The organism is Alicyclobacillus sp. TC (genome assembly GCF_016804365.1).
GTDB lineage: Bacteria > Bacillota > Bacilli > Alicyclobacillales > Alicyclobacillaceae > Alicyclobacillus_I > Alicyclobacillus_I tolerans.
Map to the genome: position 1 here is coordinate 1,869,916 of NZ_CP044434.1, position 13,642 is coordinate 1,883,557.

General features: G+C 47.1%; 12 protein-coding genes. All 12 read right to left on the reverse strand.

From position 1 onward, the window contains the following. Positions 1-8 precede the first annotated feature (8 nt). Positions 9-773, reverse strand: a complete 765-nt coding sequence (locus FY534_RS09275; protein ID WP_072873774.1) for a cell division protein FtsQ/DivIB — start codon at positions 771-773, stop codon at positions 9-11. Positions 774-818: 45 nt separating this feature from the next. Next, positions 819-2,081, reverse strand: a complete 1,263-nt coding sequence (gene murA, locus FY534_RS09280) for a UDP-N-acetylglucosamine 1-carboxyvinyltransferase (RefSeq protein WP_203114383.1) — start codon at positions 2,079-2,081, stop codon at positions 819-821. Positions 2,082-2,086: 5 nt separating this feature from the next. Further along, entirely contained in the window at positions 2,087-3,010 is a 924-nt protein-coding gene (gene murB / locus FY534_RS09285; RefSeq protein WP_203114384.1) for a UDP-N-acetylmuramate dehydrogenase, read from the reverse strand. Between the two features lie 198 nt (positions 3,011-3,208). Continuing rightward, complete coding sequence (murG, locus tag FY534_RS09290; protein WP_238413478.1) at positions 3,209-4,315, reverse strand: undecaprenyldiphospho-muramoylpentapeptide beta-N-acetylglucosaminyltransferase; 1,107 nt, start codon at positions 4,313-4,315, stop codon at positions 3,209-3,211. A gap of 40 nt (positions 4,316-4,355) precedes the next feature. Then, positions 4,356-5,510 carry a stage V sporulation protein E gene (gene spoVE, locus FY534_RS09295; protein WP_072873771.1) on the reverse strand — a complete coding sequence of 385 codons (1,155 nt, stop codon included), beginning with the start codon at positions 5,508-5,510 and terminating at the stop codon, positions 4,356-4,358. Positions 5,511-5,628: 118 nt separating this feature from the next. Beyond that, on the reverse strand, positions 5,629-7,005 hold the full coding sequence (murD, locus tag FY534_RS09300; RefSeq protein WP_203114385.1) for a UDP-N-acetylmuramoyl-L-alanine--D-glutamate ligase: 1,377 nt from the start codon (positions 7,003-7,005) through the stop codon (positions 5,629-5,631). Between the two features lie 140 nt (positions 7,006-7,145). After that, positions 7,146-8,123 (reverse strand): phospho-N-acetylmuramoyl-pentapeptide-transferase, encoded by a 978-nt coding sequence (gene mraY, locus FY534_RS09305; RefSeq protein WP_072873769.1) that lies wholly within the window; start codon positions 8,121-8,123, stop codon positions 7,146-7,148. 7 nt (positions 8,124-8,130) lie between these two features. Next, positions 8,131-9,627, reverse strand: a complete 1,497-nt coding sequence (locus FY534_RS09310) for a UDP-N-acetylmuramoyl-L-alanyl-D-glutamate--2,6-diaminopimelate ligase (RefSeq protein ID WP_203114386.1) — start codon at positions 9,625-9,627, stop codon at positions 8,131-8,133. A gap of 50 nt (positions 9,628-9,677) precedes the next feature. Further along, on the reverse strand, positions 9,678-11,642 hold the full coding sequence (locus FY534_RS09315) for a stage V sporulation protein D (RefSeq protein ID WP_203114387.1): 1,965 nt from the start codon (positions 11,640-11,642) through the stop codon (positions 9,678-9,680). 161 nt (positions 11,643-11,803) lie between these two features. Continuing rightward, the gene (locus FY534_RS09320; protein WP_203114388.1) at positions 11,804-12,178 is read right to left on the reverse strand and encodes a septum formation initiator family protein; all 375 of its coding nucleotides are present in this window, start codon (positions 12,176-12,178) and stop codon (positions 11,804-11,806) included. Next, the gene (rsmH, locus tag FY534_RS09325) at positions 12,144-13,112 is read right to left on the reverse strand and encodes a 16S rRNA (cytosine(1402)-N(4))-methyltransferase RsmH (protein WP_203114389.1); all 969 of its coding nucleotides are present in this window, start codon (positions 13,110-13,112) and stop codon (positions 12,144-12,146) included. Before rsmH ends, FY534_RS09320 begins: the two co-directional genes overlap by 35 nt. A 54-nt stretch (positions 13,113-13,166) precedes the next feature. Next, positions 13,167-13,598 (reverse strand): division/cell wall cluster transcriptional repressor MraZ, encoded by a 432-nt coding sequence (gene mraZ / locus FY534_RS09330; RefSeq protein WP_072873765.1) that lies wholly within the window; start codon positions 13,596-13,598, stop codon positions 13,167-13,169. Positions 13,599-13,642: the final 44 nt, after the last annotated feature.

A 13,642-nucleotide genomic window follows, 5' to 3' on the forward strand; every position in this document is an offset into this window, starting at 1 on the left:
ATCGCTCTTTAAGGCTGGTGAAGAGAAAACGGAGTGTATTGATAGGGCGGTGGACCCGTCAAATTCACAATTCCCGGAGCAAATCCTTTACTTGAAAAATAGGCAACAGCCTCGCGAATCTTTGGCAATATCGAAGTGAATTGAGAGATATCCGTCATTGCCACATAACCATTGTCAAAATACACTTGTAATGTGCCGTCAGAAGAAACATGGAGTTCTGAAATGTCCACCAATTGATTTACAGATACACCGGACAGTTGCCGACAAAGCTCTGAAACTTGAGGCGAAATGTATTGCCCGATTTGAGGCAAACGATTCTCTTCCGTTACAAGTGGAAAAGCAGTAGCCTCAGAGGAATTTGTGGATTGGTAAACCACACCATCATTAAGTAAATTATAGAAATGGCCATTTGCCATGTAAACAGCCACCACATGTTTTTCAGTAAGATTGAGTGTTGCTGTACCTGTCCACCAGTCCATATGCAGATTGACATTTTGAACTAAATCCAATTTCCTGATAATGTTCTTTTTTACGCTGGACGCACTTACATTCCACAGCGAAATTCCCTTTGTTAAATCGGAAGCAGCAATGACTTCATGGGTTGGAATCCCACGATTTCCTACAACAACAATCTTACGTAAACGCGTGATGGGGGACTCTAGCACCACAATCAGACCTAAAAAAACAAAGAAAGCAAAAACAATTTTTCGATTGCGAGACTTGCGACGCAACCGCAGCGTTTGATCGGACAATCGAGTATGCGGACGCCCCAAAAGCTTGTCCCTCCATTGGAAAGGCGGCCACAGGCCGCCTGTTGCCTAACAATTGAGCTCAAGACGCTCAATGGACGCTCCCAGTTGCGCCAATTGTTGATGCAAAGATTCATAACCGCGATCGATATGACGAAGACCCCGAATCTCTGTTTCACCTTCCGCTGCCAAAGCAGCTACCACAAGCGCAGCACCACCGCGCAAATCACTTGCTTCCACAGTAGCTCCACTCAATCGGGATACGCCACGAATGACTGCCGTACGCATATCGACACGGATATCCGCGCCCATTCTCAATAGTTCATCCACATGTTTAAATCGAGCTTCAAAAACATTTTCCCGCAAAATACTAGTTCCCTTGGCCAATGTGAGCATACTCATGAATGGCGCTTGTAAATCCGTAGGAAAACCAGGATAGGGTTCAGTGCGCATATCGACAGGACGGATAGCGTCTGCACGCTTGCAGGTTATTATATCATGCTTGGAATACACACGTAACCCAGACTCCTGTAATTTTCCTAAAACAGCCAACAGGTGATTAGCATCCGCATTTCGCAATACAACCTCTCCACCCGTAATGGCGGCAGCCATAAGCAGTGTGCCTGTTACGATTCGATCGGGAATCACCGTATGTTCTCCATCATGCAGATGATGAACGCCAGAGATAACGATCCGATGTTCACCAGCTCCGCGGATTTTCGCTCCACAGGCATTCAAAAAACGAGCGAGATCGACAATTTCTGGTTCTCTGGCAGCATTTTCAATAATGGTTTCTCCATCTGCGAGTGCTGCAGCCATCATAAGATTTTCTGTTGCCCCTACACTAGGAAAATCGAGAGACAATAGATTACCGTATAGGCGATGGGATGTGCAGCGAATAAAACCATGTTGTTCTTCTACTTTGGCTCCAAGCTGGCGAATTCCCCGCAAATGATAATCGATGGGGCGCTGGCCAATGACGCATCCCCCGGGCTTGGAAAGTCGAACATCACCAAATCTGGCCAGCAACGGACCCATTAAAAAAATAGAGGAGCGCATGCGTTGCATTAAGTCTTCAGGAACGTCGGTTGAAGAGACATTTGTTGCATCGATTTCCACCGTCCCCGGCTCTATCCATTCAGCGCGCGCACCTAAACGTTGTAAAATTTCCAGCATGACCTGTACATCCTGCAAATTTGGCACATCATGCAGTCTAGTCACACCACGAACCATCAGCGAAGCTGCTAATATGGGCAAGGCGGCGTTTTTGGCGCCATAAATGCGCGTCTCACCCTGTAATACTCTGCCACCTTGAATACGATACACGTCCATGGCTGTCACCTCCCTGAGGTGTGTTCTCCCATAATGCGCACCTCAGTTTCCAACTGAATTCCATATCTTTTAGCCACAGTCTCTTTTGCATGGTCAATCAGCCAGAGGACATCTACAGCTCGAGCACTGCCGAGATTGACAATAAAGTTGGCGTGTTTCTCAGAAATTTGAGCATCATGGTGGCGTAATCCTTTTAAACCAGCTGCTTCTAAAAGACGTGCCGAGTAGTCACCCTCCGGGTTGCGAAAAACGGACCCACAGTTAGGCTGGGATAATGGCTGGGTGGCAGCGCGCTTTTGCGACCATTTTTTAATGCGTTGGGATATTTCTTCCTTGTCTCCCCTGTTTAACGCAAAACCAGCACGTACTACAATGCCCGGACAGTCTTTCAGAATACTGTATCGGTAGGAAAAACGAAGCGCGTCCTTGTTGTATCGACGCAATTCACCATTTTCGTCAAGCACGTCGGCAAATTCTAAAATATTGGCTACTTCGCTACCATGAGCTCCAGCGTTCATCATGACCGCGCCGCCTACCGTTCCTGGTATTCCAGTGGCAAATTCCAGGCCAGCCAAACCGTGCTTAACAGCAATACCTGCAGCAGAAACAATAGAACGTCCAGCAAGTGCAGTCAGTCGTTCTTCATGTACGGAGATATCACTGAATTTATCGTGCATTTTGATGACCAAACCGCGAATGCCACCATCAAGAACGAGCAAATTTGACCCCCGACCAATCACTGTCACTGGCAATTCAAGACGCCGGGCAGTTCTGACCAGTTCTTGCAGTTCCATCAAGCTTTCTGGTTCCGCAAAAAAATCGGCAGGCCCGCCAATTCTCCATGTCGTATGGCGAATGAGTGGTTCATCCGCACGAATTTGTGAAATCCCAACTTTCTTCAACTCGGCGAGCAACCCTTCTCTGTTCATGACAACCTCCACCTGCTAACGACTATTGCCCATGCAAAAGTTCGTATCGCATCCTATGCAGTCCCTATGAAAGGGTGAAAAAAAACTGCCCAGATATCGGGCAGCCTTGAATGATCCGATTCGCGCCCAATTCATTGCAGAGTATACTCTGCAAAACGGGCATCTGTAAATGAACGAAGAATCGCTAACTGAATCTAGTTATGATTGTGAGTAGGCGGTTTCCTGAACAACCTGCACCAGTTTTTCTACTGCATCTGGAATTGCACAGGAAAGCAACGCCTCATGCGCTCGTTGCCAAGGTTCAGATTTTAGATAAGATTGAATGGCAAGCCACAGCTTGGCAGATGTCAATTCTTTTTCCAACAGAATTGTCCCTCCACCGCGATCTGTCAAAAAACGTGCGTTAACCTCTTGATGATTGGCAGTGACATAGGGAGATGGTATAAACACTGCCGGAATACCGAGAGAAGCAATTTCAGCCACCGTTCCCGCACCAGCGCGAGTGACAACCACATCCATTTGCGGTAATAGGGCCGGCATATCATCGACAAAAGGAACGAGCAACAAGTTATCTGGCTGATTTTCCATTTTCACAAAGTTGTGCTCACCCGTTACCACAATCATTTGCAAATTAGGCTTGCCAGCCAAAAATTCACGCGCCATCTCAAGGACTACACGATTGACCGTTTCAGCACCGCGACTACCGCAAAAAACGAGAATGTGTTTATAGCCAGGTCTTAGTTGGTAGCGCTTGCGGGCTGCTTCTTTGGCTGCTTCATCCGCCTGGCGAATTTCACTGGCTCGTGGATGGCCAGTCCAAACTACCCGTCTGGCTCGAGGAAATTTTTTTATGGTTTCTTCCATGGCCACAGCCACAACATCTGCCCGCCTGGCGCAAAGCAAATTTGTCAATCCCGGAAATGCATTACCTTCCCAAACAACACTTGGCTTACGCAATCGATGAGCGGCAAAAATCACTGGCAGAGTGACATATCCACCAGTGCCCAATACTACATCCGGTTTAAATCGACGTATCACTTGCAGAGATTCTCTATACCCACGCCATGTGATCCAGGCAGTTTGAAGTGCCGCAGCTGAAATTTCTCGTTTGAGACCCGCTGCCTGTATGACAGTAAAGGGTAGCCCCGCATGAGCAACGATGTTTTTTTCCAGCCCTTTTTCGGTACCTATATACAGCACCTCATCCAGTTCACCGCGTCGCTCCAGCTCACGAGCAATAGAAATCGCCGGATAGATATGTCCACCTGTCCCTCCACCTGTCAACAGCAAGCGCAAATCTGACACGCCCCCCACCTTGAAATTCATCGATACTAGTTATACTTATTCATTTGGCATCATTCATCTTAATTTTTGCAGGATAAACAGCTTGTCTGGAAATATTTAATAATATGCCTATTCCGGTCAACATCAGTGTCAATGACGAGCCTCCATAAGAAAGCAGAGGAAGCGTTATGCCTGTTGCCGGAATACTGCCTGTAACTACACCGATGTTAATCAATACTTGTACAGCAACCATACTGGTAATTCCAGTTGCAAGCAAGGTGCCAAATATGTCTGTCGCATATAAAGCGATACGAAATCCTCGCCAAACTAATACACCAAACAAAAACAGCACCGTAAGCGCTCCAAGAAAACCTAACTCTTCACCCAGGATAGAAAAAATAAAATCTGTTTGCGGTTCTGGCAGATAAAGAAATTTTTGATGACTATTCCCGAGTCCAAGTCCCAATAATCCTCCCGAACCAATAGCATAGAGCGACTGAATAATTTGATATCCTTCTTTCAAAGGATATTTCCATGGATCCAAGAAAGCCGTCACCCTGTCCAATCGATACGGAGCGGCAGCCACCAAACCAGCAAACGCTGCTAACCCTGCTCCACCTAGCATGCCTAGATGACGCATACGAGCACCAGCCACAAAAAGCATGAGAATCGCTGTTCCCATAATAACAACCGATTGACCGAGATCAGGCTCTAGCATAATTAATCCTACAGCCATGAGCGCGATTAGCAATGGAGGTAATAATCCACGACGAAACGATGACATCCGATCGCCATAATCCGTCAGCAAATGGGCAAGAAAGAGTATCAAGGCTAGTTTAGCAAACTCAGAAGGCTGAATACCGAACGAACCAATACCCAGCCACGCCCGAGAACCTCCACGTACCGCACCAATCCCGGGGATAAGCACAGCACCAAGAAACACAAAAGAAAGAACGGCAATTTTGGGCGCAAGGGAACGAAGTCGATGATAGTCAAAATCAGATAGCCAAAACATAGCTGCAATTCCTAAAAGCGCCCAGAGAAGCTGTCTCTTGGCATAGAAGAATGGATCGTGAAACTTTGCTGCTGACACAACAGATGAGGCACTATGTACCATCATAATCCCGAGACTCAAAAGAAGCAGCGTGACCAGAACGATGGTACGGTCCAGACTGTCTGATGTACGTTCTACCGAGTGAACTTGAGCTTGCAACACAGGCCATTTCCCCTCACTCCCGACGGGTACAAACACAATGACTCACTTTGTACCTGTCCTTCTGTGAAAGCCGTGCCAGTCAATGAAATACTGGCTGCACAGCTGTCCAAACATGACCCTATAATTTATGCACAAGCTCTTTGAACATGCTTCCCCGTTCCTCGAAAGACGAGAACATATCCCAGGAAGCCGCGGCTGGTGACAACAATACGACTTCACCCGGCTTGGCATGCGTTGCCGCCGTTTCTAATGCCTGCTCCAAATTTTCTACCAAATTGCAGACTATTTGATGCTCGTGCAAAAAATCGTAAAGTCGTTGTCCGCATTCCCCATAAATGACAGCCATGCGAACTGTGCCTTGCAAAAATGGCTGCAGTGGAGAAAAGTCATCCATTCGCTCTAATCCGCCAGCTATCCAGACTACCGACTTGCCCATACTCTGGAAAGCCATCAAAGACGCTTTAGCGGCTTGCGGATTGGTCGATTTTGAATCGTTATAATAATGGACACCGGAAACATCCCGTACCCATTCCAAGCGATGTTCAACACCTCGAAAACTTCGCAACACGCTAGCCATGACCGTTGGAGTGACACCAAATTGTGCTGCAGCGGCAATGGCTGCCAAGGCATTCTCGCGATTGTGAAGGCCAGGCAGCAAAATATCATCTTCCGGTATAACCTGCGTGACTTGCCCTTCTTTGCGAATACAAATGACACCATGATCGAGATAAACTCCATCCTGTGCAAGCGGTAGTCGCGAAAAGGGGAAAATCTTTGCGGCCAGACGCACTGCTCCCGCACGTAATTCTGGTTGGTCAAAATTTAGAATCGCCACATCGTTTGCGTCCAGATTGCTAAACAATTTCCACTTTGCTGCCGCGTAAGCTTCCCGTGTCCCATGATAGTCGAGATGTGCACTGTACAAATTCAGAAAAACTGCCACATGGGGATGAAAGCGTTCCGTTCCAAGCAATTGAAAAGACGAAACTTCAAGTACCAGCGGCTGTTGAGGACATACCGTATCTACTACACTCGCCACAGGAATGCCAATATTTCCTGCAACCACTGGCTGCAAACCTGCTTGCGAGAGCATTTCTCCAATCAGACTCGTGGTTGTTGTTTTTCCGTTGGATCCGGTCACGGCTACTATAGGCGACTGTATATACCATGAAGCGACTTCAATATCGGTGTAAATAGGAATTGACCGCTGTTCAGCTTCCGCTACAATTGGCACATGGTAAGGTATGCCTGGATTTTTCACAATAAAATCATAGTCGTTATCCAACAACGACAGAGGATGGTCGCCACAAACGACGCGACATCCCCTGTCTTCTAATTCTTGCACGATTGAACCACATTCTTCGCGTGACTTTTTTTCATTTAAAGTTACGTCGTAACCGTTATTGAGCAAAAGTCCAGCGACTGCTGCCCCGCTACGTGCCATGCCAAGGACCAGAACCTTGGGTTGGCTGCGCTTGTTTTGGGAGGTCTCCATGATCTGATTCAGCCACCTTTTAAGAATAAACCCGTTACCAATTTACTTGCTTAAAGACAGTTTATTCCCGCTCTTCATCCAAACAAACCTTATGCGCTTTGAAATGCCAACTCTCCTGTCTGCTTTTTCATATCTCGCATTTAAGACAGATGTGCATAAAGAGCAAGTGTTCCAAATGCTGTAAGAAAAGTAGCCAACCAAAAAGAGAGCACAACTTCCCACTCTGACCAGCCACTTAACTCAAAATGATGGTGCAATGGACTCATCCGAAAAATTCGTCGTCCGAATAACTTAAAAGAAGCAACCTGCAAAATGACAGACAACGTTTCCGCAACAAACACTAAACCAAACAGTACAAGTCCCAGTTCTGTATGTGTCAACACACCTACCATCGCCAATGCGCCGCCAATAGCTAAACTGCCTGTATCGCCCATGAACACTTTCGCCGGATGGCGGTTATGAACCAGAAAACCGGCAAGTGCGCCTACCATTGCAGCGCAGAAAATAGCTATATTGTATTCTGTGTGCCACATGGCAAAGACTGCATAAGCCATAAAAACAATCGCCGCACATCCTGCCAAAAGACCATCTAAACCATCCGTCAGATTGACTGCGTTGGATGTACCCACTAAAACAAAAAACAAAAAGAGAACATAGAAAACTCCCAGACTAATAGCAATGGAAGTAAACGGAATAGAAACCTGAAAATCATCAAATGAATGTCCGCGCACATACCACATGGCTGCAAATATCACCAAGGTAGCCAGCGTCTGCCAGAAAAGTTTCTGCTTGGCGCGCAAACCGAGATTTCGTTTTTTCACTACTTTAATAAAATCGTCAGCAAAACCTATGAGTCCAAAAGTCACTGTTGCAAAAAGAAGAATCAGCGTATCGATATTAGTCACAGCAAAACGCAATGTGGTCAAGAGAACGGCAACAATAATCAAAATGCCACCCATGGTAGGGGTTCCTGATTTTTTTTGATGATGTTTAGGACCTTCATCGCGAATGCTCTGGCCGAACTTCAGGCGATGCAAAAGCGGGATACAAATGGGTCCGAGCAAAGCTGCTATGGCAAATGCCGCGAGTGCTGTCAAGAGAAGCGCCTGATAGTCCATGCCGAGTTCACTCCCTCGTTTCTAATAGGCGTTGGATAGCCTCTCGCGCAACTTCGCGATCGTCAAAATGGATTTTTTTACGGCCGAGAATTTGGTAGTCTTCATGTCCTTTACCAGCAATTAAGATGACATCGCCCGCTTCTGCCATAGCCACCGCGCGTTCAATTGCCGTCCGTCGATCGACCACGCGTTCATAAGACTGACGCTCTTCTTTTGGAATCCCCCGCTCCATATCATCAAGAATGCTTTCTGGATCTTCCGTTCGCGGATTGTCGCTGGTCAAGATGGTGTAATCGCCTTTTTGTACCGCGATGCCAGCCATCAAAGGGCGTTTTGTACGATCGCGATCACCCCCACAACCCACAACGGTAATGATTCTTTTCTGGGCGAACTCTTGAATGGTAGAAAGTGCATTTTCTAAAGAGTCTGGGGTATGAGCGTAATCTACTAAAACGGTAAACGGCTGCCCAGCTACTACAGGTTCTAACCGGCCAGGAACTCCCGCAACGGAAGAAAGCGCTTGGGCTGCTTCTTCTAGTGACACGCCTTCCACACAAGCAACAGTAAGCGCGGCGAGTGCGTTGTAAACATTAAAACGTCCCGTGATGGAAAGAACGACTTCGGAATGGCCAAAGATGGATGATTCGACACGAAAGCGTGCCCCTTCCGGCAATATACGCAGATGAGTGGCGCGAATGTCGGCATTTTTCTCAATACCGTATGTAATGACTTCTTGCACTGTATCTCGAGCGTATATCTCACTGGAGGCATCGTCAGCGTTTAATATAGCGTAAGCAGATTGCAAACGGGATGAAGAGAAAGTGTTTCCTAAGCGTGAGAACAATTTGCCTTTGGCTGCCCGATAAGCCTCCATCGTCTGATGATAATCAAGATGATCTTGCGTGAGATTGGTAAATACAGCCATGTGATAGGGAATCCCAGCCACGCGCCCTTCTTCAAGAGCGTGCGAAGAAACTTCCATAATGACATAGCGACAATCTGCCGCGGCCATATCAAAGAGAATTTTTTGCAAACTGATGGCATCCGGGGTAGTGTTGCTGGTCTCTAGTTGCTGATGGCCAATGCGAATACCAATGGTTCCAATAACGCCAACTTTCCAACCAACAGTTTCCAAAATGCGAGCAATCAGTTGCGTAGTGGTTGTTTTCCCGTTGGTTCCTGTTACCCCAATCACAGAAATTCGCTCTCCGGGATGATTGTATACCAAGGTCGCCAAAATCGCGCTATACCGTCTTGTATCCGGAACAACAATTTGTGGAACGGTTAATTCACCTTGAACTTCCTCAACCAAAACGGCTGCCGCACCACGTTGTATCGCTTGTTCAATAAATTGGTGACCATCTACAGTAAAGCCGCGAATAGCAACAAACAAATCACCCGGTTGTACGCTTCGGGAATCTGCCATGACTCTTAGAATGTCTGGATTCCCTTCGCCAATGATTTGCACATTCACAAGCGGCTGTATCAATTCCAGCAATTTCATGCTAGAGCCTCCTCCAAAGTGCCTCAGTAAAAGCAAACACTTCTCTCATTTTATCCTGTTTTGTCAATGGCGCCAGCAGGAGGTGTATCTCCCAGTATCAGACGCACTGTCGAACCTTCAGCCACCGAAGTACCGCCAGCTGGAGCTTGCGCTACAATATATTGACCTTGACCATTGACTTGTGTACGAATTTGCGCCGTACTCTGCAAAGCTAAATCCCGCGCCTGCTTCATGGTTAATCCCACAAAGTTAGGCAACGTGACTGTGAGCGGATCGCCCCAACGTATCTTTTTGGCCAGACCTTGGTTACTCTTAGGAACACCAAGTTCAGCTAAACTATCCGCTAAAATTCTGCCTACTATAGGGGCCGCAATGACACCACCAAAAACAGGTTGATTTTTCGGACGAGGGTAATCAATCGCAATATAGGCTACAAGCACCGGGTTATTGGCTGGGGCCATTCCAATAAAGGAGACAATATAGTGTCCTGATTCGTAACGTCCATTTTTGGCCACCTGCGCTGTGCCTGTTTTACCCGCTACCCGATAACCTTGAATATAGGCGCCTCCGCCCGATCCGTTGGCTACGACACTTTCCAGAGCACTGCGGACCTCAGCCGCGACTGACGGTGAGATGACTTGACGCACAACAGTAGGTTCAGTCGATTCAATGACCTGCCCTGTGACAGGATTGATAATACTCTGTACAACATAAGGTTTCATCAGTTTACCGCCATTGGCTACGGCTGAAAGAGCCATCACCTGCTGAATGGGGGTCACAGATACGCCTTGACCAAAGGCGGTGGTAGCTAATTCCAACGGCCCAACCTTTTTCAGATTAAAAAGAATGCCTGTACCTTCTCCCGGCAAATCAATGCCTGTTTTTTGACCAAAACCAAATCTCTTAATATAGGAGAACAATGTGTTTTTTCCAAGTTTTTCTCCCAATGCAATAAAGCCGGGATTACAAGAATTTTCCACAACATTCAAATAGCTTTGCGAACCATGCCCACCCGCTTTCCAACATCGAATGCGATGGCCTGCTACTTCATAGTAGCCAGGATCGTAAAAACGATCATTTAAATTGACTTTGTTTTCCTGCAAGGCAGCGGAGAGGGTTACAACCTTAAACGTACTGCCTGGTTCAAACGTCTGCCATATAGCCAAGTTGTGATTGTATGTGGAAGGAGGATAGTTACGCCAATCTGCTGGATTAAATGTGGGATAATTGGCCATAGCCAAGATAGCTCCCGTTTTAGGGTTGGCAACAATAGCCGTAACGTGATCAGGATTATATTCTGCAACTGCCCGCTCTATCTCCCGTTGAACGTACTCCTGTATCGACTTGTTTATGGTTAATTCAACATCGTCTCCATTCACGGGAGGCAAAAAGTCATCTCCCTCTCCTGGCATGCGCTCTCCTTTATTGTTTGCGTAGTAAAGGATGGCTCCCGGCTTTCCAGCCAGCACGCTGTCATACTCTTTTTCCACACCCGTCAGCCCTTGTCCGTCTCCGCCGGTAATCCCAAGCACAGAAGCAGCCAAATCTCCATAAGGATAGACTCTGCGGCCCTCTTCCGTTAAATATATGCCAGCCAAATGTAAAGAACGGATTTTTTCTGCTACTTGTTCACTCAGACGACGCCCGCCGGGATTTAAATAGGTAGACAATTGCCGACGCTGTAATTTTTTCAGTATGACATTCTCAGGCATCTGTAAGATAGGTGCTAACGCTTTGGCCGTCGCCACCTTATCCTTGATTTGTGATGGAATAGCAAGAATAGAAAGCGCCGTTGCAGTATAGGCAAGTGGCTGACCGCTGCTATCGAGAATACTCCCCCGCACGCCTTGCACAGGAATATTACGACTCCAAAGCTGCTTGGCTTTCCCGCTCAACCACGGCGACTGTACAGTTTGAATATAAAAAACCCGACCTATTAGCCCGGCTATGGCTGCTAACAGACACATCAACAAAATAACCAGTCTGCGCCGGATAAGGCGTGGTGTCACTCGCATTTGGCTTCCATCCCCCAGCCTGTCTTATCGCAATGATTCTATGCGGACAGGTTGGGGAATATCTCTCACAAACATAAAACCCAGAAAATTCGTCAGGCTTTAAAAATTTTCCAGGTTTTTACACTGTTAAAATGAGGAGGAAAGTTTAAATGGAGCCAATATTAGCCTTGAGAAGAATTCGCAGAAATTTGAATTGGATTAGCATGTACCATATGCAACTTATTGAGGGCAGTGCTGAGGATACGCGATGGCCGTTCCAAACTGTCCACTTCAGCATTGAGCGAGGCGTTTTCGGCTGCCATTTGACTGATTTCCGTTTGCAGTTGCACATTGCTGTATGTCTGGCTGTATGCGGCTGCCCCTCGATTAGCAAGAAACCACATAGCGCCTACAGCAATGGCTGCACAAAGCGCCATATTGGCCATGTTGCCAATCGCCTCCCGCCAAGGCGCACGAGTTTTAGAAATTGGTTTTGCTTCGCTCTGTCTTGAACGTGAGTGTTCAACTGGTACTGCCATCTGTCGAACTGCTGACATTCTGTAACCTCCTCAACACTCTCAATTTTGCTGATCTCGCTCTTGGATTTCTCAGTAGCTCTTCATCCGACGGAACAAGCGCCTTACGCGTTACCACTTCGGCTTGCGCTTGTCGTCCGCATTGACAAATAGGGAAATCAGGAGGGCAGATACACCCCTGCGACATTTTTTGGAAAAATTGTTTGACCATTCGATCTTCTAGAGAATGAAAGGTAATAACCGCTAAACGTCCATCTACTTTCAATAATTGAAACGCCGCCTCTAATCCTTCCTGCAGAGCCTGCAACTCATCGTTGAGAGCAATACGGATGGCTTGAAATGTTCGCTTGGCTGGATGTCCTCCTGTTCTTCTTGCTGCAGCAGGAATCGCTTCACGAACAAGTTCGGCAAGCTGAAGGGTGCTTTGCAATTGGTTAGCTGCTAATGCTTCCACCATTTTTTTAGCAATCCGCCTTGCATAACGCTCTTCCCCGTACTCAAACAGAATTTGAGCAATTTGGCGCTCATCGAGGCGTTGCAGAAACTGCAGAGCTGTTTCTTTCTGGGAGCGATCCATACGCATGTCAAGCGGCGCATCATTTCGATAACTAAATCCTCTCTCCGCATCATCAAATTGTGGCGAAGAAACACCGAGATCGAACAAAATTCCGTCGACCGGATAGAAATTCAGACGCTCGGCAACAGTGTGCAATTGGCGAAAATTACTATGAATAAGTTGCAATCTGTGTAAATCATTGGCCAATCTTATTTTCGCAGCATTCAATGCGCTCTCATCTTGGTCTAGTCCAAGCACTTGACCATCCGGCTGGGTAAGTTGCAGAAGCCGCTCCGTGTGACCACCGCCGCCCACCGTACAGTCAATATAGCGACCGCCTGCACGAGGATGGAGTGCTCCCACTGTTTCTTTCAGTAGAACGGTTTCGTGAACAAACATGCGCGTACCCTCTTTTCCTGTCTACAAACGAAAAAGGAAAGCAGCTTCTCTTCTTTAGAAGTCGAGATCTACAAGCTTCTCCGCAAGTTCTGCGAATTCTCCTGAAGCATTTGTAGAGTAGTCTGCCCAGCGTTTCTGACTCCAAATCTCCAACCGATTAGAAACTCCAAGCACTACGCAATCTTTTTCCAAATTCGCATGTTCCCGAAGCACGGAAGGCACAAGCACACGTCCCTGCTTGTCCAATTCACATTCACTAGCTCCTGAAAAAAACAGGCGGACAAAAGAACGTGCATCCGCTCTAGTCATGGGAAGCGATTTTAATTTGGACTCCAAGACATTCCATTCGGACATGGGATAGACAAAAATGCATCCATCCAATCCTCGAGTCATGACGAATTGCTCTCCAAGTGGGTCGCGAAATTTACCAGGAATGGTGAGACGGCCTTTGTCATCCAAAGCATGCTGAAATTCACCCATGAACATTCAGCATCACACCCCGCCATCTCGCCCCACTTTTACCCACTTTC